This is a genomic window from Anaerobacillus sp. 1_MG-2023 (assembly GCF_030547345.1).
GTDB classification, from domain to species: Bacteria; Bacillota; Bacilli; order Bacillales; family Guptibacillaceae; genus Guptibacillus; species Guptibacillus hwajinpoensis_B.
Window position 1 is genome coordinate 207,690 of sequence record NZ_JAUORD010000001.1, and the last position, 26,112, is coordinate 233,801.

General features: G+C 40.3%; 26 protein-coding genes and 1 riboswitch. Of the genes, 2 read left to right on the forward strand and 24 right to left on the reverse strand.

Annotated elements, in window-relative coordinates:
- Positions 1 to 129 precede the first annotated feature (129 nt).
- From Q4550_RS01130 to Q4550_RS01180, 11 genes are all read right to left on the reverse strand, one after another.
- Positions 130 to 1,518, reverse strand: a complete 1,389-nt coding sequence (locus tag Q4550_RS01130; RefSeq protein WP_303529605.1) for an MATE family efflux transporter — start codon at positions 1,516 to 1,518, stop codon at positions 130 to 132.
- A gap of 132 nt (positions 1,519 to 1,650) precedes the next feature.
- Positions 1,651 to 2,424, reverse strand: a complete 774-nt coding sequence (locus Q4550_RS01135) for an ABC transporter ATP-binding protein (protein WP_303529608.1) — start codon at positions 2,422 to 2,424, stop codon at positions 1,651 to 1,653.
- Positions 2,421 to 3,236, reverse strand: a complete 816-nt coding sequence (locus Q4550_RS01140) for an ABC transporter ATP-binding protein (RefSeq protein ID WP_303529610.1) — start codon at positions 3,234 to 3,236, stop codon at positions 2,421 to 2,423. Before Q4550_RS01140 ends, Q4550_RS01135 begins: the two co-directional genes overlap by 4 nt.
- Positions 3,233 to 4,081: a nickel transporter permease gene (nikC, locus tag Q4550_RS01145; protein WP_303529613.1), complete on the reverse strand. Its 849-nt coding sequence runs from the start codon at positions 4,079 to 4,081 to the stop codon at positions 3,233 to 3,235. The genes Q4550_RS01140 and nikC overlap by 4 nt, the downstream gene beginning before the upstream one ends.
- A complete protein-coding gene (gene nikB, locus Q4550_RS01150) occupies positions 4,078 to 5,031 on the reverse strand; it encodes a nickel ABC transporter permease (RefSeq protein ID WP_303529616.1) in 954 nt (317 codons plus the stop codon). Before nikB ends, nikC begins: the two co-directional genes overlap by 4 nt.
- Before the next feature lie 75 nt (positions 5,032 to 5,106).
- On the reverse strand, positions 5,107 to 6,642 hold the full coding sequence (gene nikA / locus Q4550_RS01155; protein ID WP_303529619.1) for a nickel ABC transporter substrate-binding protein: 1,536 nt from the start codon (positions 6,640 to 6,642) through the stop codon (positions 5,107 to 5,109).
- Positions 6,643 to 6,867: 225 nt separating this feature from the next.
- Positions 6,868 to 7,746 (reverse strand): DMT family transporter, encoded by an 879-nt coding sequence (locus Q4550_RS01160; RefSeq protein ID WP_194220790.1) that lies wholly within the window; start codon positions 7,744 to 7,746, stop codon positions 6,868 to 6,870.
- Positions 7,743 to 8,987 carry an opine metallophore biosynthesis dehydrogenase gene (locus Q4550_RS01165; protein ID WP_303529623.1) on the reverse strand — a complete coding sequence of 415 codons (1,245 nt, stop codon included), beginning with the start codon at positions 8,985 to 8,987 and terminating at the stop codon, positions 7,743 to 7,745. The genes Q4550_RS01160 and Q4550_RS01165 overlap by 4 nt, the downstream gene beginning before the upstream one ends.
- Positions 8,984 to 9,790, reverse strand: a complete 807-nt coding sequence (locus Q4550_RS01170; protein WP_303529626.1) for a nicotianamine synthase family protein — start codon at positions 9,788 to 9,790, stop codon at positions 8,984 to 8,986. The genes Q4550_RS01165 and Q4550_RS01170 overlap by 4 nt, the downstream gene beginning before the upstream one ends.
- Before the next feature lie 530 nt (positions 9,791 to 10,320).
- The gene (locus tag Q4550_RS01175) at positions 10,321 to 10,563 is read right to left on the reverse strand and encodes a hypothetical protein (RefSeq protein ID WP_303529629.1); all 243 of its coding nucleotides are present in this window, start codon (positions 10,561 to 10,563) and stop codon (positions 10,321 to 10,323) included.
- Between the two features lie 53 nt (positions 10,564 to 10,616).
- Positions 10,617 to 11,249 carry an HNH endonuclease family protein gene (locus Q4550_RS01180; protein ID WP_283152621.1) on the reverse strand — a complete coding sequence of 211 codons (633 nt, stop codon included), beginning with the start codon at positions 11,247 to 11,249 and terminating at the stop codon, positions 10,617 to 10,619.
- 488 nt (positions 11,250 to 11,737) lie between these two features.
- Here Q4550_RS01180 and Q4550_RS01185 point away from each other — a divergent pair, with 488 nt between their 5' ends.
- On the forward strand, positions 11,738 to 12,322 hold the full coding sequence (locus Q4550_RS01185; protein WP_303529635.1) for a helix-turn-helix domain-containing protein: 585 nt from the start codon (positions 11,738 to 11,740) through the stop codon (positions 12,320 to 12,322).
- Positions 12,323 to 12,496: 174 nt separating this feature from the next.
- Positions 12,497 to 12,580, forward strand: a complete 84-nt coding sequence (locus Q4550_RS01190) for a YjcZ family sporulation protein (protein ID WP_194222236.1) — start codon at positions 12,497 to 12,499, stop codon at positions 12,578 to 12,580.
- A 304-nt stretch (positions 12,581 to 12,884) separates the two neighbouring features.
- Here the strand turns inward: Q4550_RS01190 and Q4550_RS01195 are convergent, their stop codons facing one another.
- From Q4550_RS01195 to Q4550_RS01255, 13 genes are all read right to left on the reverse strand, one after another.
- Entirely contained in the window at positions 12,885 to 13,139 is a 255-nt protein-coding gene (locus Q4550_RS01195; protein WP_303529637.1) for a hypothetical protein, read from the reverse strand.
- A 14-nt stretch (positions 13,140 to 13,153) separates the two neighbouring features.
- The gene (locus Q4550_RS01200) at positions 13,154 to 13,324 is read right to left on the reverse strand and encodes a hypothetical protein (RefSeq protein ID WP_303529638.1); all 171 of its coding nucleotides are present in this window, start codon (positions 13,322 to 13,324) and stop codon (positions 13,154 to 13,156) included.
- 374 nt (positions 13,325 to 13,698) lie between these two features.
- Positions 13,699 to 14,184, reverse strand: coding sequence for an immunity protein YezG family protein (locus Q4550_RS01205; protein WP_194220781.1), 486 nt, complete (start codon positions 14,182 to 14,184; stop codon positions 13,699 to 13,701).
- Complete coding sequence (locus Q4550_RS01210; RefSeq protein WP_303529640.1) at positions 14,185 to 15,912, reverse strand: DNA/RNA non-specific endonuclease; 1,728 nt, start codon at positions 15,910 to 15,912, stop codon at positions 14,185 to 14,187.
- A 207-nt stretch (positions 15,913 to 16,119) separates the two neighbouring features.
- Complete coding sequence (locus tag Q4550_RS01215; protein WP_194220780.1) at positions 16,120 to 16,620, reverse strand: ankyrin repeat domain-containing protein; 501 nt, start codon at positions 16,618 to 16,620, stop codon at positions 16,120 to 16,122.
- Between the two features lie 17 nt (positions 16,621 to 16,637).
- A complete protein-coding gene (locus Q4550_RS01220; protein WP_303529644.1) occupies positions 16,638 to 18,368 on the reverse strand; it encodes an AHH domain-containing protein in 1,731 nt (576 codons plus the stop codon).
- The gene (locus tag Q4550_RS01225; RefSeq protein ID WP_303529646.1) at positions 18,365 to 18,679 is read right to left on the reverse strand and encodes a hypothetical protein; all 315 of its coding nucleotides are present in this window, start codon (positions 18,677 to 18,679) and stop codon (positions 18,365 to 18,367) included. The genes Q4550_RS01220 and Q4550_RS01225 overlap by 4 nt, the downstream gene beginning before the upstream one ends.
- A 367-nt stretch (positions 18,680 to 19,046) precedes the next feature.
- Positions 19,047 to 19,643, reverse strand: coding sequence for a flavin reductase family protein (locus tag Q4550_RS01230; RefSeq protein ID WP_303529647.1), 597 nt, complete (start codon positions 19,641 to 19,643; stop codon positions 19,047 to 19,049).
- 71 nt (positions 19,644 to 19,714) lie between these two features.
- Positions 19,715 to 20,482 carry a hypothetical protein gene (locus Q4550_RS01235; protein ID WP_303529648.1) on the reverse strand — a complete coding sequence of 256 codons (768 nt, stop codon included), beginning with the start codon at positions 20,480 to 20,482 and terminating at the stop codon, positions 19,715 to 19,717.
- 291 nt (positions 20,483 to 20,773) lie between these two features.
- A complete protein-coding gene (locus tag Q4550_RS01240; protein ID WP_303529650.1) occupies positions 20,774 to 21,712 on the reverse strand; it encodes a DNA/RNA non-specific endonuclease in 939 nt (312 codons plus the stop codon).
- 282 nt (positions 21,713 to 21,994) lie between these two features.
- Complete coding sequence (locus Q4550_RS01245) at positions 21,995 to 22,318, reverse strand: hypothetical protein (RefSeq protein ID WP_303529652.1); 324 nt, start codon at positions 22,316 to 22,318, stop codon at positions 21,995 to 21,997.
- A 99-nt stretch (positions 22,319 to 22,417) separates the two neighbouring features.
- Positions 22,418 to 22,520: riboswitch (SAM riboswitch) on the reverse strand.
- 114 nt (positions 22,521 to 22,634) lie between these two features.
- A complete protein-coding gene (mcrC, locus tag Q4550_RS01250; RefSeq protein WP_303529653.1) occupies positions 22,635 to 23,672 on the reverse strand; it encodes a 5-methylcytosine-specific restriction endonuclease system specificity protein McrC in 1,038 nt (345 codons plus the stop codon).
- Positions 23,647 to 26,088: an AAA family ATPase gene (locus tag Q4550_RS01255; RefSeq protein WP_303529660.1), complete on the reverse strand. Its 2,442-nt coding sequence runs from the start codon at positions 26,086 to 26,088 to the stop codon at positions 23,647 to 23,649. Before Q4550_RS01255 ends, mcrC begins: the two co-directional genes overlap by 26 nt.
- Between the last annotated feature and the right edge of the window lie 24 nt (positions 26,089 to 26,112).

The following is a 26,112-nucleotide window of genomic DNA, read 5'->3' on the forward strand; positions in this document are numbered from 1 at the left end:
CTCATAACGGAAGAGAGGGCTACTGATTGAATCAGTAGCCCTCTCTTTTACTTTTCAAAAATCCTTTCACAGTGATGAGCGCTTACTCCAAGATCTATAAAAATGACCCCATTCTAAACTAACCCAGAATCAGGTCTTCATGGACATCAGCGACCGAGACATGGAACCTGCTCCTTCGTGCTTGAAGCTTTTCTTCCCTAGCTTTGGAATATACAGTGATAAAAACAATGACCTACCGAAACTGAAAAGAATGAAGCTTAACCAAATCCCCGAGTTTCCTAGGATGGGAACAGTCAGCCAGATTGCTGGCAGGAACAGAAGCAAGGCCAGAAGGATCGAATCTCGTATTGGTGCTGCTTGAGTGGCGCCTGAGAATATCCCTTCCAGCTGCAGTCCCCAAAATCCGAGAATAGGAAAGAGGACCATCCAGATGAGTTGATCTTGGGCAGCTGCCCGCACTGCTTCTATCGTTGTAAAGAGAGAAACGGTTGCCTGACCCCATAACACCATAACGAGGGAGAGAAAAGCGGCAGATCCCAATCCCCATTGTGCTGATAAGTGAAAAGCGCGTGTGTACAGCAGTCGGTTTCCACTTCCAATCGACCTTCCGACTAGGATGCTGGACGCATTTGCGAAACCTCCGAACAAGTAAGCCATCATATAATGAATTTGCAAGAGGATCGCATTGCCAGCTAAGATAACTTCGCCCATACTTGCTCCTTTTGAAGTGAATAAGATCGTCATCGCCAAGAGGCAGATTGTACGCAAGAACAAGTCTCGGTTCACTTTGAACATTTTTTGAAGTGGTTCAAGTTCGGTCAACATCCTCAACCGAATTTCCTTAAGGCCTGGCTTGATTGATCGATAGATAACTACGGCGCCGAACAATACCGCTGTGACTTCAGAGATCAATGTTGCGTAAGCCACCCCTGTGACGCCCATTTCAAGTCCAAGCACAAAGATGAAATCCAAAAAAATATTCAGGACATTCATCACCACTTGTGTGGCGAGTGCAAGCCGGACTTTTCCCATTCCTATGAGCCAACCAATCATCACATAGCTTAATAGAATGAAAGGTGCTCCCCAGATTCTGATGGTAAAGTAGGAGGCGGCCATTCCTGAAAGGTCTTCACTTCCACCGATCAGCATTAAGGAGATATGCAAGATTGGCTCCTGCAAAAAGAGAAAAAGCAAACCGAACAGGATAGCGATGATCGTGGGTCTGAAAAAGGTTAATAGGATCTCCCTTTCATCCTTAAGCCCTTCTGCCTGCGACGTAAACCCGCTGGTGCTAACTCTCAAAAATCCAAGGAGCCAGTACATCGTATTAAAGATAACGGCCCCGATTGCGACTCCCCCAATGGAAATCGGATCAGGCATTCGGCCGACAACAGCCGTGTCCACCGCCCCAAGAAGCGGAGTCGAGATCCCTGATATGACGAGGGGGATTGCTAAACGCAGATACTCTTTATGGCTGCATGCTTTCTTGATTTCTAAAGATGTTGCTTCTGGATACATACTATTCTCCTTCTATAACTTCCTAGTAAAAAGGGGGATCTTTCGATTCTCGACGGAAGGCGCATCCTCACCCCGATTAAAAGGAATGAGTACATCTTCCACACAAACCGCATCATAGTGAAAAATACAACATCAATCCAGGGAAGCTGCGGCAATCAGTGCCTTTGTATAAGGATCTCTTTCTCGCTCATACATATCCTCTAATATGAACTGATCCACCATGCCCCCTTCTTTTAGGACGATGATTCTTTCGCATAGGAAGGTTACCGCTCTTATATCGTGCGAGATGAATAAGATCGTGATGTTCAATTGCTTTTGCAACGCTTTTAGGAGAGTAAGTATTTGCACTTGCATCGTTACATCCAGGCTGGCAGTTGGTTCATCGCAGATGAGGAGCGAAGGTTGGAGACTGATCGCCCTTGCGATACTCACCCTTTGCTTCTGACCTCCGCTTAGCTCATCGGGATATCGTTCAGCCAGGCTACTGTCCAAACCCACCAACCCCAAAAGTTCCCCTGCGATTTCTTTATCTGAAAGGCCATCTCCTTGTATAAAAGACGGCGTGAATTCTTTATAATTCTTCAGAGGTTCCAGTAGGCTTTTCCAGATTGGAAGTTTTGGATTTAAAGCACTGGCAGCGTCCTGGAAGATCATCTGGACATTCTTGCGGTACGCTCGTAAAGGAGCACGTTTCTTAGGTACGATCGGACTTCCTTGAAACGTAATCATCCCCTCCTTAAAGGTTTCCAGGCCGACTAAAATTCTGGCTAATGTACTTTTCCCACTTCCGCTCTCTCCAACGATCCCAAAAGACTCCCCTTGATCCACAGAAAAAGAAAGCTGGTTCAGTGCTTGCAGGTTTTTAGAATAATGTTTTGATAGATTTTCTACTCGCAAAGTATTCATAGGGAATTCGCCCTTTCGCTGGTCGATGGCTGTCGTTCACTAGGGAGTGACAATAAGCAAGAGCAGAGTTTTTTCGTGTACGGATGTTGATGGTGGCAACGGATTCGTTCTGACGATCCCTCTTCTACAATAACTCCCTCGTACATGACATGAATCCTGTCTGACCACTTATAGGCTTTTGCGAGATCATGGGTAATCATCAGAACGGCACAGTCCGTTTCTCTGCGTACTTTATCGATATAACTTAGTACTTTTTCTCCATTCATTAAATCCAATGCGGTCGTGATTTCATCACAAATGAGAAGGCTCGGCTTAATGGCTAGTGTCATCGAGATGGCTGCACGCTGCACTTGTCCCCCGCTCAATTGAAATGGATAGCTTTTAAACACCCGTTCACTGTCCAGGCCGGTTTCTTCCAAAACAAGGAGAGCTGCTTCTTTCGCTGCTTTTTTGGAAATGCGTTGATGAGTGCGGATCGTTTCGATCATTTGTTTTCCGATTTTGATATAGGGAGTAAAGCTTCCACGATAGTCTTGAAAGATCAGACTGATGTCTCTTCCAAGCAATTGGCGACGTTCTTTTTCCTTCATCTGCAACAAGTCCCGTCCCTTATATAAAATCTGTCCTGTCACTTTCATCTCCTCAGGTAAAAGACCTAATATAGCTTTAGCGGTCAAACTTTTTCCACTGCCGCTTTCGCCGATTAGTGCAGCAATTTGTCCTTGATCTACTTCCATATCGATGCCTTTGATTAAAGGATTTCCTCTGCTTTCAACGGTCAAGTTTTTAATAACGATTAGACTTTCACTCAATTTCTGCCCCTCCCTCTACGAATATCAAAATGATTCTTCAGCCCATCACCTAAGAGGTTGAAACAAAGAACTGTTAGCATGATCGCTAAACCTGGATAGACCATCAACAAAGGATTGACCTGGAAATAGGCTCTGCCGTCATTAAGCATGGCTCCCCATTCTGGAATCGGTGGCTGTGCGCCCAATCCGATATAGGAAAAGGAGGAAACGAGTAGAATCACCTTTCCAACATCAATGGCTGCCATGACAATGATATCTGGAATGACCTGAGGCAAGATGTGCATACGAATCGTTTTTAAGGCACTTGAGTTCGATGTTTGCGAAACAAGAACGTATTCCTTCTCTTTTTCCGTTAAGACAAGCCCACGAACAACGCGCGCATACACAATCCACCTAACAAGAACGATCGCAATGAGGAGGTTTGTAAGATTTGGTCCAAGAATGCCGGCAATGGCAATGGCCAAGATGAAATCAGGAAACGATAAGATACCATCTACTATTCTCATGAGAATGGCATCCACTTTCCCTCCAACATACCCAGAAAGAAGACCAACCGGCACGCCTATCACAATAGCCGCGACGATTGCTACAGTGCCTAATCCAATCGTTAATTTGGCACCATATACAATTCTGGCAAGAATATCCCTGCCAAGCTGATCTGTACCGAGCCAATGCGCAGATGAGGAACTTTGGAGCCTATTCCCCATATCGACAAGAAAAGGATCATGTGGCACAAGCCATCCACCAATCAGCATCACACCTACGATGAATAAGGCGAGCAGAAGGCCAAGGACGAGATTGATCTTCCGTACATTCAGCGGTGCTTGAATAGCGGCAGTTTTCATGACACCGACTCCTCCCCATTGTTAATTTGAGGGTTGATCATCATGTACATAAAATCCACCACCAGGTTTGATAGGACAACAAGAAAGCCAATGATCAGAATATACCCTTGAATAACAGGGTAATCCCGCTGCAAAACCGCGCTCACGATTAATTCACCCATCCCTGGCCAGGAGAAGAGAATCTCAATAACTGTCACACCTCCGAGGAGGCTGCCAATACTTAACCCAAACATGGTAACGAGTGGGATTAGGCTTCCCCTTAAAGCATGTGAAAAAATGATTCTTTTTTTTCGTAAACCCCGTGCTTTTGCAGCCTCGATATAAGGGCTTTGCAGTGTAGCGATTAAACGCTCACGTAAAAGCCTAATATACATGGGAGCCATCGCAACCCCAAGCGTGACAGAAGGCAGAATAAAGTGTGCGAGCGTCCCCTTTCCCATGACAGGTAGAAGATTCCATTGCAAGGAGAAAACATAAATCAACATTAATCCAAGCCAAAAGCTAGGGATAGAAGCTCCCGTCAAAGCGGTCCACCTGCTCAGATAATCTGGCCATCGCCCTTCATACACAGCTCCCAGCATCCCCATCGGCACAGCTATGATAAAGAGCACCACCAAACCGCCAATGGATAAAGAAAGAGTTGCGGGTAGCTTATCCAGGATCATGTCCAGAACGGGCCTTTTGGAAATTAACGATTCCCCAAGGTCTAGTTGAAGAACCCCCAAGACCCATTTTCCATATTGCTCAAGAATCGGCCGATCAAATTCGTATGCTTTCATTAAGTTTTCTTCATCGGTTTTCGTTGCGGCAATATCGTCCACATTCAACATCGTTCTGATCGGGTCTCCTGGGGTAATCTTCATTAATAAAAAGGTTATAAAAGAGAGAAACAGAACCATAATAACCAATTGAAGCATTCTGGATCCGATAATCAACAGTAATTTTTTCACATTGCTCACCTTCTAACTAATGGATGAGCTTTGCCAAGAAAAGTGAAAGCATCAAAAGACTCTTCCACTCTGCTTCTATTCAACATCCATTTCATTTGTAATCAAATAATATTCTTCTGATCCCGGCTTCCAATTTTTCACGCGTTGGTTTACCCCGACGATAATATGGGGATGAAGAATGAAAGATTGCGAAATCTCTTCTTGTATCTTTTCAACTGCTTTTTTCTGCAACTCGATTCGTTTCTCTTGATCTGCTTCCTTGTTAAGCTGCTTCGTGATGTTATTGACTTCAGGGATATTAATTTGACCAGGGTTCAAAGAACCATCAGGCAGATAAGCGACATTGAGAAAGTAACCACCGTCTCCACGAGGCGCTGTTAAGTTGGAATAGGTAACAATGTCCCACTCTTGTTGCTGCTCCCATAGGTAATTGTCAATATTTTCAACTGTCACGACGTTAACCTTAATACCAAGATTTGCTGCCTCGGACTGAAAGTATTGAGCCATCATTGGGAGTTCAGGTCTACCTTCATAAGTAGCTAAAGTCAATTCGAGGGGCTTTCCATCCTTCTCCAGGTTTCCATCCTCATTTTTCTCATAGCCTGCCTCGTTTAATAATTTCTCAGCTTTCGAAGGATCATAAGATGTAGGATCTTTCTCGCTCGCAAATTCGAAGTCTGGGTTAAATGGTCCGTTAGCTGCTGTAGCGTGGCCATTCATGATTTCCTCAACAGCGACCGGACGGTTTACTAACAGATCCAAGGCTTGTCGGACTTTCACATCCTGCAGTTCAGGTTTGGCTGAATTATAGAGAAAGAAATGTACTCTTAAACTAGCAACCGATTCAACACGCAGTTCATTATGACTCTCAATCGGTTCCAATGATTCTGGAGGCAAGTGGTACGAGATATCCGCTTCTCCGGATTGAAGCGCTAGCGCCCGTACATTGGCGTCGGAATTGAACTTGATACTGACGTGATCCACGTTGGCCTCTCCATCCCAATACTTTGGATACTTCTTCAATTTGATTTCTTCTTCTGAGGAAAAGCTCTCCACTTGAAAAGCCCCTGTAGCAATTGGCTTTTCACCGATATTATCCGCATCTGCTTTAATGATCGATGCATTCGTGTGAACGAGTTCCGATAAAAACGCAGGATACTCCTCTGTTGTTTTAAAAGTGATTTGCTGGCCATCCGCTTCCATCTTGTCGATCTTCAAAGCGGAAGCTAAGGCTTCATTCACTTCAATGGCACGTTCAAAGGAGGCTTTAACCGCTTCCCCATCCACTGGTGAACCGTCATGAAACGTTACTCCTTCTTTTAGAGTAAACACCCAGGTCGTTTCGTCCTTCTGCTCCCAGGATTCAGCAAGCCACGGCTTAATCGCAAGATCATCATCAAGTTTTACAAGCGTTTCAGCGATTCCAGCTCGCACTCCCATCCAATCTTGGTGAGGATCAATGGTTTTCGAGGCAAAGCTGAATAACATCGTTAATGATTTATCTTTTGAGGTTGATTGGTTTTTCTCTGTTCCTGCCTCATCTGTGCAGCCTGTGATTATGATTAATAACAGGCTCAGCAGGAGTCCCGCTATGGTTTTCTTATTTTTCATCATTGTTCTCTCCTCTAGTATTAAATTGTTAAAAAGTTTCTTATGTACCAGTCGACACAATTCATTGAACACCCCCACAAAACAAAATCATTACGATTTAAATTCCGAAAAAACTATAATCCATAACACGAGACGTCGTTCCATTAAATCGAAATAATTACTATTTACAATGGATGACTTATACTCATCGGATAACCTCACGTCAATAACTTTTTATCCCTTTAACTACTTTTTCCATACCGGTACGAAAGATATTTTCGACTTTTGGACTGGCTGTTTTTTTCGAGAGAGCAAGATGCATGAAGTAACGATAAGCATCCCTCCAGTTACAGTGAGTAGATCAGGTACCTCTGCCCAAAAAAGAAAACCCCACAGTATGTTAAACACGATCCCTATGTAACGAGCGATTTCAACAACAACAACACTTTCATGTGTAAAAGCCTTCGTTAAGAACACCTGGCCGAGCAGTGATACAACCCCAATTCCGACTAGAATAGACAATTCTGTAGGCGAAGGAAGCACAAAATTGTTCCACATTAGTGGAATGGTAATAAGGGTACCAGTGGCCAAAAAATAAAATACGATTTCAAATGAATGATGCGCTTTGCTTAGAAAACGAATGCTCACAGCAGCAGCTCCTGCAAAAAGAGCACTTGCCACACCAACAAGAGCAAAAAGCGAGTACGCCGAGTACGCTCCTGGCTTCGTTAACAATACAATTCCAACAAGAACGAGAGGCAGTATCAGTATAACTCGCTTAGAAACTCGTTCTTTTAAGAACAGATAGGAAAAGAACACAGCAAAGAAAGGAGAGAGATGTGCGAGAATGCTTGCATCCGCGAGTGGAATTTTTGAAATCGTATAGAAGTATGCTAGTAAATACAGTGCTCCAAAGATGCCGCGCAACATTAGAAATGGAATCCCTTTCCTCGAGAAACGAACCTTGCTTCTCTTCATGAAGAAATAGATGAGTAACGTTCCTATGAAACTTCTAAAAAAGACGATCTCTGAAGTTGGCACGGTGTCACTTACACTTTTGACGAGCACATTCATCATACTGAAAATCAATGAAGATAGAATGGCAAGAATAACTCCATTTCTCATACCTTCACCCTTTGCTCACTTCTCATTCCTGTTATCCGCTCACCTTTCAAATACTGCCATTCGTGAGCTTTCCGTTCGAATAATTGAATCAATCGGACTATTTCCGGCATACTGATACCTTTCTCTACTCCCATGCGGTGCATTTGCTTTAAATTCTTATAGTCTTCGAACGGGATCCTAGGCACGCGCCATTCTCCGGATTCTGTTCTCGAAATTTGCTTATACGGTACCTTAGAGAAGTCGAAGTATGCACCGTTTTTATTAGGTTTTGAAAAGGGGTCGATCAAGATGGAAGCGTAACGAATGTACAGTAAGTACTCCTGCTTAACAGATTCAACTTCACAGAACCTATCTAAATCAGACCGTGACAGCGACTCATCATGCACAGGGTAGTTATCGTCGTTAAGAAATTGAAGTAAATTAATTGGATTTCCACCTAGCTCCACGACGAGAGCTGAAATCTCCTTCCACAGCTTCACCATCATTCTGATTGTTTCTTGCGTGATTGGCCCTTCCGGATAAAGCTTGTATAGGGATTTCAAGGATTTTTTCTCAGAAAAGATTTCGTTTAATGAGAAGGGATTAATAAAGAACGGAGGATGGACGTACGTCGTGATGTTCCGACATTCCACATCAATCGCGTTTTCCTTCACGACTGTCTCAATACCAGCTTCCGCTAATAACTTCTCTATAAGGCGAAGATCACGCCCCGTTTTTTTGTTTGTAGCAAGGTAAATCCGCTTCTTCACCGCCTTCGTGAACGAAACGAGGTTACCGTCAGGGACGAATTTAGTAGCAGCGAAATAAGTAGAAAGACTAATCAACTCAATACTCCTACCTGAGTCGTGAACCAAATTACTAACGTGTTCGTTCGATCCAACTACGGGTGACAATAAAATAATCGTCTTAAGTTGTGTTAATTTTTCTATCCGAAGAGCCTGAAGAACGTCATGATAACTGTAGCTTGGAACGCATAAGATCATCACGTCAAATCGATCCTCAACGGTTGCAAACCCATCATAAAAACGCGTAATCTTGACCTTACCAGAAAGAGAAGGTCGATTTGGTGCAATGGCTGTAATCACATTTTCAGATTTCTCGAGCTGGTTCTTTACTTCCCGCGAATAAGAACTATTATGATTTACTAGTGACATTTCTCCCTCCCAGCTCTTCGAAACAGCAACGGCTGTTTGAATTGCTGCAGGACCTGCACCGACAATCAATGTATGTTGTATACTCATGTCATCACCTTGCTCTTTTTCTCAAGTACGAGTGTTTCGTAAATGCTGTCACTTTTCTCATGAGGGACAGTATGCTGTAGCCAGTTACCTGTGATGATCTCATCGATTGGATAATTAAAAATCGATTTCAAACCGTTTCCAAATCTGACGATCACCTTTGTCCCTTCCCACACCTTCTCCTTAAGAACGTCGATCACTTCAAGTTTATCTTTCACAAGAGAAGCAATAAAGACATGAGTGATAGTCTCAAATTCATGTTGTGCGGTAATATCACCATGAAGAAACGCAATCTGTTTTTCGAGCCCCGATGCACGTGCCACTTCCCTGGACAACTCAATGGCTTCATGATCTATGTCCAAGCAAATCACATTAGCACCAGTTTCTTTCGCAATCGTTAAGGCTGTTGTTGGAAATGCTCCAGATCCAATAAACAGCACGTTTGATTCACTATGTATGCCGAAGTTGTGGTATTCATCCCTAACAGACTGCGCCAAAGACGACACGTATTGTCCAACTGGGAGTCCAACCTGCTGAGCTCGAATGGACTGGTATTTCTCCACGTCACATAGAGCGTTGACCGATGTTTCACGCAGCTGCTGTGAAAGCTCCTGAACCTCCTCTAATTCGCTCCACTGGTTCCATTTCACAATGTTCTCTTTCCGATTGATGAACGCACATAAATCATCCAATTTGCTTTTCAAAAGATCGTAGCATCCATCGAATTCCTGTGCATATCGAGCGAGTTCCGCAATCTCCACTTCGATTACTTTCAACGAACAAAGGAGTTCATATTTTTCTTTCAAGAAAGTCACCTCACTTTTTACTTTATAAATCGAAACGATTTCGATTTATAAAGTAAAGTATAGGCAAAACCTTTCGATGTGTAAATCAGTTTTTACATCATTGCATATAATTGAGCCATTAGTCCTCTTACGGTGTCAAACAATGAATGAACCGCACATACAGAGAGAAGCTTTATTTAACAACAACAGAGAGTTTTTCCAGGAAACCACAAACCTGATAACATGGACTATATACCTAAGGGATCATTGACTAAAGAAAAAAGCATTCAGGAAGGACCTTCTCAACCACAATTTCAATATATAACAAAAGGGAGAGCTAAAAAATCCATCATTAGCTCTCCCTTCTATTTTCCAATACATCATTTCATAACCCTCTCGAGAGGATGATCAAATTTCAACCATCCCTTTCCCCAACACTTAATGCACCAACGGGCTCGGTGTTCCTAGGGACATAGGGGCAGGGCACCATAGCCGTCGCATGTTGCTTGTCCATGGTGCATGGTTGCATGGTGCCTGTCACTTGTCGAATTTTAAGAGCGCTCAAGCACCGATACGAGCAAACGGTGAATGACTTCATGGTCACGCATATCGTGTAAGCGATATTCTTTCCCAGGAAGCGTGTACCACTCCTCTGCTCCTACATACGTGATGCGAAGCGTGAGATCGCCTTTCTCATCACAGGAAGTCACCAGTTCAAGCTCCCCGCTAATCACACCTACTTCTTCGGTCATAACACCGTGAGTTGCAGTGAAAATGGACGACTTTTGTTTCATTTGAGCGCACCTCCTCAGCTTGTCGAAACGATCAAACTATCAACTAACCCGAATTAATAACTACACGTATTCAGCATGCTTTGAAGAGCCGATTTCTCTGAAGACTGAAGGCTTAAATCATAGTCATATTTCGTATTGATCCACCACTTTGCATACCCGCAGTGAGCACTGTAACGCGTTGGCTTCCAAGTAGACGGATCCTGGTCACCCTTGGAGCGGTTGCTGCTTGCCGTTACTGCAATAAGATGCGGACCATCAAGGTCATTCGCGTAATCCTCTCGCTTTTGTGTGCTCCAACTACTTGCTCCTGAACGCCACGCCTCTGCCAACGGCACCATATGGTCGATATCAAGATCAGACGGGTCATACACTTGCACGCCATCAAAGTAGCTGTACCATTTACCAGACGTTACAGGACAGTCACCGCTGTAATAATCAGCATCCCTCTGCAGCACCAATTGACGCGTGTCACAGCCATTCCCCTGTCCAATCCAGTGTGAGAATTTATCACGTGAGTATCCGGACATAGAATCTTCAGACTGTACAGTCAAGGAATCCAATTGAGATTGAGCGGCAGACTTTGACGGTGTTCCAGGAGGAATCGCAAGAGCGGACGGAAGTCCAAATTGATATCCACTAAACAACAGAACCAAAGTAAAAACAACTAAAATTGATTTCTTAAACATAGTAATGCCTCCTACTTTTTTGATTATTTATGTCCTAACACCTTCGTTCAGGCGTAAGAGATATTAATAGTCTTTTAAGTCAAAAAGAGAACTGAGACATAACAAAGCGTAGTAACCTCTTTTATCAAGCAGTATGTTTCTTTTAAGTATCAGCGCGACTTAAATCTAGCATAATTTTCAAACAATGTTCTACCGTTCAAAGACATATAATCAAAGTTGGTTCATATGAGCTAGTGAGCGTTCTCTTATTTTTAAGTAGATGTTCCCAACAATTTTTACAAGCTTCATAAAAAGCGTGACCTTTGGATGATATGAAAAAATCAGTGCGAATCACCCACGATAAAATGACCTAAACTATTAGGACCAAATTAGACCTTTTTTCAATCTCGAATCGTCACCATGTTTCTTTATAAAAAAACTCTACGGAACGTTTGTTGTTACTGAGCTTATTAGCTTATAAGATAGAAGCGTAGTAGGAGGAGAATACGATGAACAATAGTAAAGTGGGAGAACTAATTTATAGTTTGAGGAAGGAAAAACGCCTTACTCAGAAGCAATTAGCCGATCTAATGAACATTTCTGATCGAACCGTTTCAAAGTGGGAGCGAGGTTATGGCTATCCAGATATTTCGCTATTACCACAGTTATCTGAACTGTTAGGAGTTAACATTGAAAGTATCTTAGATGGTGATTTAGCGTCAAATGATTTTGTAGGAGGAAATATGAAAAAATCAAATTACTTTGTATGTGAATTATGTCAAAATATCGCTTTAGCAACTGGAGATATTTCCATATCTTGCTGCGGAAGAAAATTAGATCGATTAGAAGCAAAGAAAGCAACAACTGAAAACCAACTTACCATCATGGATATTGACAATGAATGGTATATTTCTAGCGAACATCCGATGTCTAAAGATCACTATATCTCCTTTATTGCTTTTGCAACTGGAGATCAAGTTCGAATTATGAAGCAATATCCGGAATGGAATTTACAAGCACGTCTTCCTAAAAGCAAGCATGGCAAATTATTGTGGTATGATACGAAATTCGGATTGTATTATCAGCTGATATGAGCTTTTTGTGAACCGGAACTAAAGAGGGGGGGCAGGCACGTACCTGACCCCCGATACATTAAACCACTAAAGACTATTTTCACTACTTGTCCTCACTCCTTTCAAACCATTGCATATTCTATTAATGAGAGTGATCCATTACCTCTTAACTTGAAAATCACAGGAGTGATAACTATGTCTGGATACAATAACAGCTTCGCCCTAATTGTTGTCTTGTTCGTTCTATTGATCATCGTCGGCGTTGCTTTTGTAAACTGATAATACCAATGAAGGAGAATCGCCGGGACGGTTCTGGTGATTCCACCTCATAAATAAAAGAAGCATTCATTATTGGAAAAATGAATGCTTCTTTTAACGTTTTTCGAAATATTGCATTATGAGAACCGTCTCCGCGATGCTTACAGCCTGCGTATAATTGCTTATAATTATGAGATTGTTTCTGTAAAAACTAAGGAGATTAAAGTTTGTGGTTCTTAGAGACAATGAACCTGTGTCATAGTGTGGTAAGTATGAAGATGGAAAATATAAAATTTCCTCAACTAGTAAAGACTATAAGATTATTTTAATTACTATATCTTCTATTTTGAATTAAAACTACTTGATAAAAATAATCAAACGCTTCCTCTTCACTATCTTTTTCTTTAATGACATAGTGGCCTCCCCGCTCTCCTGTTTTAAAAATCTTCCACACCCCTTGATCATATACACAACCTAATACTAGTGGTTCATCTGTAATGCTATCTAGTACCATTATATACTCTGCACCGATAGTTAATTTGTCATCCTTATATCTTTTTAAGAACTCTTGTTTTGTCATAATTAGTCCTCCTTTTAATATTTAGGTATAACTCCTATATCCTCCAAAACCTCACCACTTAGCGGTGTTACTATTTGTTCAGCTCCACCATCCATTAATTTCTCACCTGTAGAGCTAGTTCTCCACGGAGCAGCTGTACCTTTCAATCCATAAGTAGTGTCGACATTCCTAACAGCATTTTTCAAGTTTCCTTGATGATAGTTATAATCTCCCTTTAACGTGTCTAAACCAACCTCTGAGAATGGTTCTTTTCCATTTGCTATGGCAATTCGATTTAGACTTTCTAGATTTCCACTTTTAATTGCATCAATAGCATCAAAATAGGATTCATTATCAAAGTTTCCTACATGCCTTGCTTCAGGATTTTCTAAATAAGGTATGGCACGTTGATTGGGAATTGCGGGGACGGTTCTGTTGATTACATCTCATAAATAAAGAAGCATTAATTATTGAATAATTAATGCTTCTTTATTTCGAAGTATTGCAACATAGGAACCAACTCGGTAATGTTGCAGGGACAAGGAATCTGTCATATGTTCCTCAATAACTCTAAAAGAGATTATTTTTGTGTACTAATATATTCTCTAATTAGTTTCACATCACTTTCTCTCTTTGCATCAGGGGAAATTCCTAACTTTTTATACTTCCATATAATTAATCTCTCATAATGATTATAATTATTTTCTTCCTCTAATAAAGTATAATCAAATTCAACATCGAACTTACCAGTAGAATATAACTCAAATGTTAAATTAGTCCAAGGTTCCTGCTTATTTCTTTTGAATTCTTCCCATAATTCTCTAAAGATACTGCCAAGTAGATTTAATTGATGATCAATCTCATCTTCATCAATCCCTTCCATATCTTCAATATCTAAACTGTATATCAGTTCCTGCTTATTTTTTGGATAGTAAAAAAATACTGTCGAATCACTATATTCATCAACTTCTGAATATACCATCACTTTTTCCCATGGCTCTGGAATAGTATTATTTAACTGCACAGCTACTTTTTGATAAATTTCTTGCAAGTTCTCTGTATTCATTTACTTTCCTCCATATACATTTTTTAATCTAGCATTAAATTTTTCTCCATCAATTCTATATTTTATGTTAAAGCTAACAGGCCTTATAGAATCTCCTTCATATACGGGTTTAATATCAACTATAACTTCCCGCTTATCTCTTAATGCTTTTGCCCAAGCAGATTCCAATTTTTTATAAGCACCTACATTAACATTACCATTCATTGAAACTATATTATCGATAAATGGAGATCCATTAAATTGCGTACCGATTAAATGTCCACCATGATCTCCTTGAGTACTAGGAGCTTTAATTCGGTCTATCCCCCCAGCAGCTAACTGATGTTTTGTATCACGTACACCCATTTCCAACTTTAGTTCTCCTGAAGCTTTCTTAATTCTCCCCAAATCGTCTGTTTGATATTGATATCCATTCGTTTCATATTTAACATTAGGTTTTAATTTAAATTCATTTAAAAAATGACTACCTAATGCATACCCACTATTAACTCTTTTACTATTCTTACCCTTCCCACCATAAACCCGATCAATCTCAGTCTTAATCCGCGAAACCGGATCATTCAACACATTATAAGGAGCGCCACCTCTAGAATCTCCCCCTGCACCTGCTCCAGCTAACGCCGGTTGAGCACCCTTCCCTTCAACCTTAACATTCTTCGCGGCATCCGCAACGTCGTCAATCGTTTTTGCGGTTGTTCCAATTTTGCCGAGACCTTTGTCTCCTATTGCTCCAATTCCTAATGATGTTAGACCGTAAGTAATGAATGCCGTTCGACTTTCGGCATCGCCGTTCACAAAGTCTCGATCCCAGGCTTCTTTAAATCCTTGCCACATGTATTTCGGTACATCTAACACCTTCTGGACATTGCCTTTTGGATCACCAAAGATGTTCTTATAGAAGTTTATCGTTTCTAAGCTTTTAAATAGTAATTCAGGGAGATCTTCTTCATCGCGATATACAGCAAAGTTCGGTCCAAATGCTTTTTCAGCTAATGCGTTAAGCTCCTTAAACCCATCAATCGCATCCTCTACTGCATTCCCGCTTCCAACCTGTACACCCTTCACGACATCACCCAAAAAGCTCCGTGCCGTATTCCGCGCTTCATCAACCTTCTGCCGAGTCTCTCCCCACCAGCGATCCACATAGCTTGAGTACTTGACCACACTATGCGACACATCTCGGCGGACATCGTCTAGATAAGCCGTCGTTTTCGATAAAGGATCAAGCACGACACTTTCATACGTCTGTTTCATCCTACTCTGAATCACCTGTGGGTTTAGGGCATATTGCAGGTCTGGAAACATCTCTCCAAATGCACCACTGTATGAAGCCATCAGTGGATTTTTCCCAAAGAGACGTTCACTCCAGCTTAATGCTTCTCCAGTAACGGGATCATAATCCTGGGACAACCTGTTTAAGCCACTAAATTTTAATGCCATAAGACCGAACTCCGCAGAAAGCGACCGATCTTCTTCTGTCAGTTTTCTCTCGGTTAATTTCACTGCCGCCTGTAGGTCATGGAGCTTGTCCCGGTATTTGCGCATTTCATATTGCAACTCCGCTTGAAGGGCATCAATTTTACCGGTGTTCGCGCCCGTGATGTTCATTAGAAGAGATTGATAGTTCCATTTAAAATCGCTAATCGCTTCATCTGCTTTTCGCTCGGCATCCTGGATGCCGCTTGCAAGCTGATCTAATTGTTCTGGTTTTATCGTTATTCTCGTCACTTCAAGCCCTCCGCTTTCTGAAGAAGTCGGTCGATTTCTTCGTTAATCGCAGAGGTCAGTTCCTCATGAACCACATACACACTTTGAGAGGCTTGTTCGAGTTCTCCGATAAGCATATCTTCGCATCGAGTTTAAGTTAAAAATCCATAACAAAAGGAGCGCTATATAATTGAATAGCACTCCCTTTTCTAAAAACATTTCAACTTATTAATTCAACTTACTCCTTAAATATTCTGCGATTTCTATTTGTCCTCTTTCCACAGCAAAGGCATGGGCATCCATATTTTCCATGTTGTCACCAGAGTATTTTATAGAAATATCGAAATTATTGTTAACCAATAACTTCACAACATCTAAATGACCTCCATATATCGCAGCAAATAAAGGGTTTCTATCCGGCTCGCTAATATCAAACTCTATATTTTTGTTAATAAGATATTCAGCAATCTTTAAATTCCCTTTTGCCGCAGCTCTTTCGAGGGCATTTGTAGAGAAAGTCCCTCCCTGTATATTAATATCCATGCCAACATCTATAAGATATCGAATTATTTCTAAATTTCCATGTGCAGCAGCTATATGCAACCATGAGCCAAAAGGAGTTATCCATGTTAACATTTCTGGTTCTTTCTCAAGCAAATCTTTTACCGAATTTAATTGGTCACGCTTAACAGCAGTCCTTATTTCTTTCGCAGTTTGTGTCTTATCCATATTAATTCCTCCTCCTTTTACTTTCTAGTTGCAGCTTGTTTTCCTAAGTCCTCTAAAATTTCAATAATATCATCTATATCTGCACCAGCCTCATCTACTGCTCTCAATTGGTTTACCACATGTTCTAATGCATCAATATTGTGTTGTCCACTAATCCTATTTGGTGCCCAAGCTAAGTTTTCTTTACCGATTATCGGATCTATTCCATACTTCCTTAATATTAGTTGTCCTTCTTGGACGAGTTTTTGCTGAGAGTCACCCAAACCTTTTTTAAATAATATATGGTGAGCATGTGGATTTACCATATTTACAGGTGGATCACCTATTAGTCCTCTAAGGTACTTACCAAAATCTATTTTTAATAAAGCTTCATCATACTTAGAAGCAATACCTAATCTTGTCATTTCTTCTCTAATCTCCGAAAGTTCCTCTACACTAAAAACATTATTTTGAATACTATTTTTAAGCTTATTCAGTTTAGTAGCATCGACCTTACCAGATACGACTATTTCGTCAAGATAATCATTTACTGTAAGTGCTTTATTTTTACTACCCTTCCCACCATAAACCCGATCAATCTCAGTCTTAATCCGCGAAACCGGATCATTCAACACATTATAAGGTGGGCCACCTTTAGAAGCCGCCCCAGCACTCACTCCTGCTAATGCCGGCTGAGAACCATTTCCTTCAATCTTAACACGTTTGGCTGCATCACTGACTTTATCAATCGTCTTCGCGGCTGTTCCAACTTTACTGAGACCTTTATCTCCTAACAATCCTATACCGATAGTGGTCAGCCCATAGGTGAAAAATTCTGTTCGACTGGACGCATCTCCGTTTACGACATCTCGATCCCAGGCTTTTTTAACACCCTGCCACATGTATTTCGGCACATCGACTACTTTTTGAAAACTGCCTTTTGGATCTTCATAAACGCTTTTAGATAAGCTTATCAGTTTAGGCACATCTTTCGTTACGCTATACACAGGATTTAAACGACGGATTGTTTCAAGGAACCCTTCATGAAAAATCCCTTCAAATGTATCCTTTACTGCATTCCCACTTCCATCCAGCACACCTTCTACAACATCACCCATAAAATCCCACGTTGTATTACTTACTTCATCAACCTTCTGTTGCGTCTCTCCCCACCAGCGATCCACATAGTTTGAGTACCTGACCACACTATGCGACACATCCTGGCGGACATCGTCTAGATAAGTCGTCGTTTTTGATAAAGGATCGAGCACGACACTTTCATACGTTTGCTTCATCCTACTCTGAATCACCTTTGGGTTTAAGGCATATTGCAGGTCTGGAAACATCTCTCCAAATGCACCACCGTATGAAGCATTCAGTGGATTTTTTCCAAAAAGACGTTCACTCCAGCTTAATGCTTCTCCCGTGATAGGATCATAATTCTGAAACAACTTGTTTAAACCACTAAATTTTAATGCCATAAGACCAAACTTTGCCGAAAGCGAGTGATCTTCTTCCGTCATTTTTCTCTCAGTTAATTTCACTGCCGCCTGCAAGTCATGGAGCTTGTCCCGGTATTTGCGCATTTCATACTGTAACTCCGCTTGAAGGGCATCAATTTTACCGGTGTTCGCGCCCGTGATGTTCATTAGAAGAGATTGATAGTTCCATTTAAAATCGCTAATCGCTTCATCTGCTTTTCGCTCGGCATCCTGGATGCCGCTTGCTAGCTGGTCTAATTGTTCTGGTTTAATTGCTATTCTCGTCACTTCAAGCCCTCCGCTTTCTGAAGAAGTCGGTCTATTTCTTCGTTAATCGCAGAGGTCAGTTCCTCATGAACCGCATACACACTTTGAGAGGCTTGTTCGAGTTCTCCAATAAGCGATTCATAAGCTTCACGTGCCTCTCCAACCCAATTCGACGAGTAAGCCGAATGATGGTGATCAAAGACTCGTTTACTATCATCGATATCAAATCTAGCTTCCCTTACCTTTCCTAGATACGCTTCCAACGCCTCGGCTTCTGCCCGATACTTCGTACGCTCTAAATAACGTTTAAATTCTTCTAGTTCGTTTAGCACCGCAACCTCCTTTTCGACCAAACCTCGTTTCACCACAAATGAAGTCTATGTGTACGTCTAGTTAGGTATAGCCGCTGTATTGTCGAGCAGGAAATGATCGCTCTCATATCTTCCATTAATTTCTAAACCTAGAATACCCTCTCTTCCCCCTCCTTTTCTATGTCTTTCGACGCATTCAACGAAAATAGTCCTTTTCTCATGAGAGAAAAGGACTATTTCTGCGAATCTCGTATGCTTTTCACAACTGTATCTATTCATTCCGTTCTCCACTCACATGATTCATACCGCTCCGAATTCCATAATCTAATCAAGGACTCCCAGAGTGATGCAAATTAGAAAGCATGTGATGAAAGCACCTTTGTTTACCTCACCTCGGTAACGTAAAAAACTCCTTACTCTCACTATAGTTCCCCGCAAGCCTGCCAAGGGGTGAAAGCTTTTCGAGATCGACTTTATAGTCACCTAAATACGTATCATCTTGAATATGATAGTGCGTCATTTCCCCAAGAACAAGGGCATTAGATCCAAGCGGAATAATTTGATGGAGCTTGCATTCCATATGAATCGCCGCTTCTTTCACCCGCTTCGGTTGCACCGTCTTACTATCGATCGGTGTTAACCCAGCATGCTCAAATTCATCGACTTCCGCAGGTACGTTCTCTGCACTTTTTTGCATTTCGTTTCCAAGAGAGCTCGACACCACATTGATGACAAACTCTTTTTGAGTCCGGATATTTGCGAGCGTATCCTTCTCCGTACCCTGACGCTCCCCCGTCCCTGGTCCGATAGAGATCGCGAGAATGGTAGGCCGGATGGAAGCAACAGTAAAGAAACTGAATGGTGCTAAGTTATGAACGCCGTCTTCAGACACTGTTGATACCCAGGCAATCGGCCTTGGAACAACGGAGCCGGTTAGTAGTTTGTAGATGTCTTTTGTTTTTAGGTCGGAAGGGGTTAAATCCATTGGTTTCACTCCTCTATGTATTTTTGCAGTTAGCTTACACTTCAAGACTATCAATAACAAATGGAGCTAATTTAAAAATAACTTGAGTCCTTCTCCTTTTTAGCTTCTGTTGCTTTAAACTTTACTCGATTTTTCCAAGGAAATGTAATAGTATAAATTGCAAAAGTTACAGAAAATAGACTAACCAAATTAAATGTTGTTAAATAGGTTTGATTTTCAACCCAACTACCGATAAAAGGTAAAGGTTCAAAATTTAGAACATGAAGATTTTTTAAAAACAAACCGAGAGCAAATGCAGATAATACAATATAAACACTTATTTCAATTAATACAATAGTAAAGTATTTCTTTTGAGTATCCAAGTCTATATACCTAGACAATTCTCGCATAGATGGAGAATAGTCGCTTTTATTAGAGCCTTCGAATGGAAAAACTCGCTTTAACTCCAAAACATATAAACAATTAAAAAAATAGTAAATTAAAGCAACTACTAAAAACAAATATATATATAGTGTTAAAACAAGCATAATATTTACTAGTAGTTGCAATTTAAATACTAAAAAAAATGATGATATTAATATTAAAAAGTAAACAGTAAATGTAGCTACAATATATTGTGAGTATAAATAGGGTTTATCTTTTTCATAAAGTTTTTTTTCTCTTTTTTGTATAATCCAATTGATGAATAATCCAATAAATGACACGCCAAAGAAGATATAAGTATTACCAAATAATAAAAAAAAAGGAAGAATTGCAACAAATATAATTCCAAACAAATCTGCACGCTTTAATTTCCCAACTTCCGAATAATCGTTAATAACTTTCAAACGTTTCCCCATTTTCCATCACCTATTCTATTATTTCGCATTCCTCTTAAAATGCTCATGCAATCGATATTCCCATATCTCTTTCATCCATTTATAAAGAACCTCATTCTCTTCCTGTTCCACTACTAAATCAAACGAAAAAGCCCCATCTTCAAATACAACCAAGCCTGAAATCATCGGGACGGTTCTATCGATCCCATCTCTAAAATAAAAGGAGCATCAATTATACTAATAATTAATGCTCCTCTACCTTTTTTCGAAATATCGCATCATAAGAACCGTCCCGGCGAAGCGATTAGACTCTTATTCACCAACCATACCGTCGTTATCATTATCACGCATATAAGGATATAACCAATGATCACTCATGATCGGCATACTATAACCTGCTGCCTCTGCTTCTTTAATCGTCACTTGTCCATTACCATTTGTATCAATACTAGAAATATCACCCTCTGTGTCTGAAGGCGTTGAATCGTCAGGCTCGCTCTCAGTTAATCCGAGTGATGCGTTGACTTCATCAGGGTTCACATTATCAAATGTATCAACGATCTCATTTCCGTTCAAAGTATACGTGTACTGATAACTTGAAGGTATCTGCTTTTCCGTATCCGAATAGGTGATAATGGCTTCGAAATCCGTAGCTTCACCTGCGCTACGGATCGCGTCTTCCATATAAGCTTGATCACCATGTCGGTTAAGTGTACTCTCTTGTGGGGTAATGTTATAAGCATTCGATACCCCTCCGAGAGAATCAGCAATAATATGTCCTTCGTCTAACACGTCACTTTCGACGCCCGGAACCTTTGCCTCATCAGAATAGTACCTGCCAGACGATAATACAGGTTCGTTACCATCATCTTGTAGAATGATTTCGTCAGCAACGACACGTACGAGTTGTCCGTATTCATTCGTAAATGCCCAATATTCACGGTCACCGTACCCAATATCAACGACGACGTTAGGTTCTCGATGTCCAGACAAATCTCCACCATCAACTTCAATAAGTTCGTATCCTGAGAACTGTTCATCTTCTGTTGGGTCTGGTGTTTCCTCTTCTACTGGCTCATCAACAACCGTAGTGTTCGATTCTTCTTTTTCACTATTTTCATTTGTTTCAACTGTACTTACTTCTTGTGTATTTGTTTCTGCATCTTTATTGGATGCCTTTTCTAAATTGGTACAACCAACTATAAAAATGATCGTTAAAAATAAGATGAAATAGTTCATTTTCGTTTTCATATTAGAACGCTCCTATAATAGGGAAATTTCGTAATGTTAAAAAAATCAAAAGAAAGAGTAAAAATGGAACCATAATTTCTTCTAACACTTTTATTATCCATTACTTTAATAGTTTAATTTTACCACATTAAATAACTTCAAAAGCATTCAGAAAAAATACACTATTCATTTCAAAAATAATTTTACCGCTTATTCTTAAAAGCATCCAAGTCTAATCCCCAAACATCCACGATTTCGAATCATCAAAATGAATTAGCAAAATCCTCTTCCATCAACATTGGCTCACATCACACTCTCAATATAATCCCCATTTCCTCTCACAATTTGAAGCCCCTGCTTCTCTAATTCCAGCCACAAATATCGATCCAGCGCATAAGGGGATTTCTGTTGTAGCGAAAGCAATGCAACCTCCGTAAGCAACAGTTCATAAGAGCGGTTTTCCTTTTTAACAGTGACCTCGTAGTCGATCATCTTCATCACGATCACTTCATACGCTTCATTCCACTCCTTCAGTTGACGTTCCATGACTTCTGCCACGTGTAATAAAAAACTTTCACCATCATAACTTTTCGCCATGACGCTTCGTGCAAATCGATTTACGTTCACAAACTCATCCCCCTTATCCTTATAAACAAGGTATTCAACAAATGAACAAAAAAGGCCCTTCATCGCAAATGAATGCAACAAAGAGCCTCCGCTATCCGTGCGTTATCATTCAAAGCCATGCTTTGCAGGTTGGAGCACCTTACCGCCTGGCAGGTTGCTGTGAAGTCAAAGAGCCCGTACTCTCGTTCACTCGTGATAACCTTATTTAGTTGGTATTAGTTTACTTAATAATGTAATAAGTGTCAAAAAAGACGTTCGAAGATATCTAAAAAAAATCCATACACGCAAGTAGATAAGTTGTCACGATATATTAGATTTAAAATCTATTAATTATTTCCAGCAATCGCTCGTGAATCTTCCTCCACTCCATATTCAAATCGACCGTACAAACCTGAACTCGGTGACCCTGAATTTGATAATTCAAATCCAAGGTATGATTCACCTCTGGATATAAAAGCATACCCATAGTTGGAAGCGAACTTTGCTGATTATTTAAATAAGCATAAAGCTGATAAAGATTACCGCTATGAACTTTTTGAGAACCATAATTAGAAGTCAGCGTATGCTGATAGTATTTCGTATCAATTATGATTTTTATCTCATTATTTTTCAATGTAATATCCGTTTGCATTCGTGGAAGATACTTATCATTATTTCCTTCAGCCTGCCAATAGATTGTTTCACGACTAACTTGATAAAAGGGTAATTCATTTCGATAAAAGTTCCTAACGAAATTCTCAAATAGCATCGACATTTCCCTTGGATCACGATAGAAATCTGCAAATTGACTTGTTTGACCCTCTTCATTTAATAGGCTTGAATCCATAAGAAATTGACAAATATTAAGAACAAATCGATAATGCCGATTGCTTCGATGTAGCTTAATATTCTTAAAAAGATCACGATTCAGCTTAATAGGCGTCACTTCATGAAAATAACTCGTTAATTTGCTAACTTTTTTGCGTAAATCATCGTCCAACTCTTTCAACTTCACTAATTGCAGAAGTGTTGCTTTAATCAATTGATTATGAAGAATATCATGGCTCATTTCTTCATAAAGAATATGCATCTTACCGCGCTTGAACGAAGTTGTTGCGATTGATTCGCTGAATAGTACTTTTCCTCTTAAAGTCGATGCTTCCTCTTCAAGCTCTACATATTCTCTATAAAAACCTCTTTTAATAAGGGAGCGTAACTTACCAATCAGTATTCTAGTAAGAAGGTTAGGTAAATCTTTATCATCTTCTCCAGCAACATTTGTCTCCCCTATTTCACTCAAATGGTCCCAAGAATAGCAGAGCATGTAGTACAAGTTCTTTATTGGGATTTTACTTGATTCGGCCAAGGAGCTCATTCACTTTCTCCTCCTCATCGAACCAATATTCTCTAAGAAGTGGAGCTACTTCCAAACGTATGATACGGTCATACCACTTCTGTTCATCTTCCACTTTTTCACCTGTTGGACAGAAGTAACTATGGCCGATCTCATAGCCTTTCCCGAGGTTTGCTTCGTCTCTTACAATTTCCTCGTTCACATCATTCATAGCTGTTACAATTTTATCCACAAACCCCTGGCTAACCCCCTTTTTTCTCAAGTGATTCTGAAAAGCACCTGTTTCGAACCCCGTCTCTACGTCTACAAATGAAAAGCGTCTTCTTAATGCATAATCCACAAGTGCCAATGAGCGATCAGCTGTATTCATCGTTCCAATAAGATAAATGTTCTTAGGAATATAAAAAGATTCTTCTCCATCACTATACGCAAGCTTTACAGAGAACTTCTTTCCGCGTTTATCTGACTCAATTAACATCATGAGTTCCCCAAAAATCTTAGACAAATTGCCTCGATTGATCTCATCTATCACCATATAGAAGTTTTCTTCAGGAGACTCAATCGCTTTCTGACAAAAAGAATAGAAGATACCATCCTTTAACGTAAAGCGACCTTCTCGATCTGGCTTATAACCACGAATGAATTCTTCATATGAATATGATTGATGGAACTGAAGCATTTCTATTTTACTCTCATCCTTTTTTCCCATATGAAGATAAGCGAGACGCTTTGCCACAAAGGTCTTTCCAACGCCTGGAGGACCTTGAAGTATAATATTTTGTTTATAATCCAGCGTTTCAAGTATATCTTGTACTTTATCTCCATCCATGAAAACTTCCGACAATATATTTTCTGACGTGTAAGCAGCTGCTTCCTTTACCAAAGAACCAGTATCTTTTGCTTCTGGATAGGTCACTCGATTATCCCCTATCACTGTAAGAACTTTTTCAGCACCTTCAAGAGGAAAATCAGTGAGCGTTTTTGTCGGAAATTTTACGTCTTTTAGCTCCCACTCTCCAGTAGAAAGCCATTCCACCTTTCGAATCGAAGCATGCTTCTCTCGACTCTCATCATACTGATAATCGGATAAAATTTTGCCATAGCCGACTAGTTTTGAATTGCCTTTCTTAACGAACACATAGTCCCCAATCTCCATTTCATAAGCGAACTGATAGTTTGCAAGTGCATCGTTGTTAGGATTATGACCGAGACCTTTTACCTCACGAAGCTTTTCTGCAATTTCTCGTTTGCTGCTATATTTCTTTAAATCACCAAGTTCACTCCAACCAATTGAAATTTGCTCATTTCTTAGGAAGTCTTCCCACATAAAACTCTGTTCTCCTGCACCAAGAACCCAGTATTGTGGACCTTCTTCCACATCATTTTCTTCATTACTAGCAAACTGTTCATAGAGGTAGCTGAAAAATTGATCAATTTCATAATAAATAGGTAGATCTGTTTGTTTCCCAACGATCTCCAAGTATTTCTCTTTCACTCGATTATCCTGCAGACTTTTCTGGAACTTCATAAACTTTCCTGCAAAAGTATCCCCACGCGTATATTCTGGTTGTATTTCTAAAATATTTTCAACTGCTACTTTATCCCGTTGATTATAGAAACAGTATTCTTCTGGGAAAAGACTACCAACAAGCTCACTTAGTACACTTTCTCCAAACCCGAAAAGATTGTATGAATCATTAGATAAAAACTGATTCATTCGATATTCAATTGAATCCTGTCCATAGATCAGATAATAAAAGCTAGCTCTGTACTTATCAATCGATGCATTCATATAGCCAAGAGCACGCTTACGAGCTAATGCCATTCGAAAGGCATTCACATGATCCCCAAGTTCCTGAATATCTTTCCATTCTAGAGCATCAATATGGTCCTGCTTTTTAAATGTTTCATAAAAATTATAGCTTTCCCATAAATAGTCATGATCCTGAAACCACTGTTTTGCTTCATTTTTAAACACGTGCAAAAACCGATCAATTTTAGGTAACTCCATGTATGTAGTTAATCGTTCTGGTTCTTTCCATAATTCCAGCAAGCTTTCAAATTCATTATCCTTTAATCGATAGTTTGTATGCTGACGCATGCGAAAGATCTGCATGTTCATAGTTTGAGGTAAATCTCTTAATTGCACACGCGGTAACATCCCTTCTTCTTTATGAAGACGGAATTCTTCTATTTTCACTTCAACCTTAACGTCATCTTCATATTCAAATGGAGTAGATACAATTTCACCGAAAGCAATAATTCCTCCAGATTCCCGCTCTTCACCATCCGAGCGCCAAATGAACACTTTATCAGCAGGCTTTATTTCATCAACAAAATTCTTTTGACGAATACTCCACTCAACGATTTTGTTTGTCCTTATATATGTATCGACATCAAAATGCTTTGGGTTTCCTTGAAAGATCCAATTTGGCATGCTTTTCATCTCCCTATAAGTTTT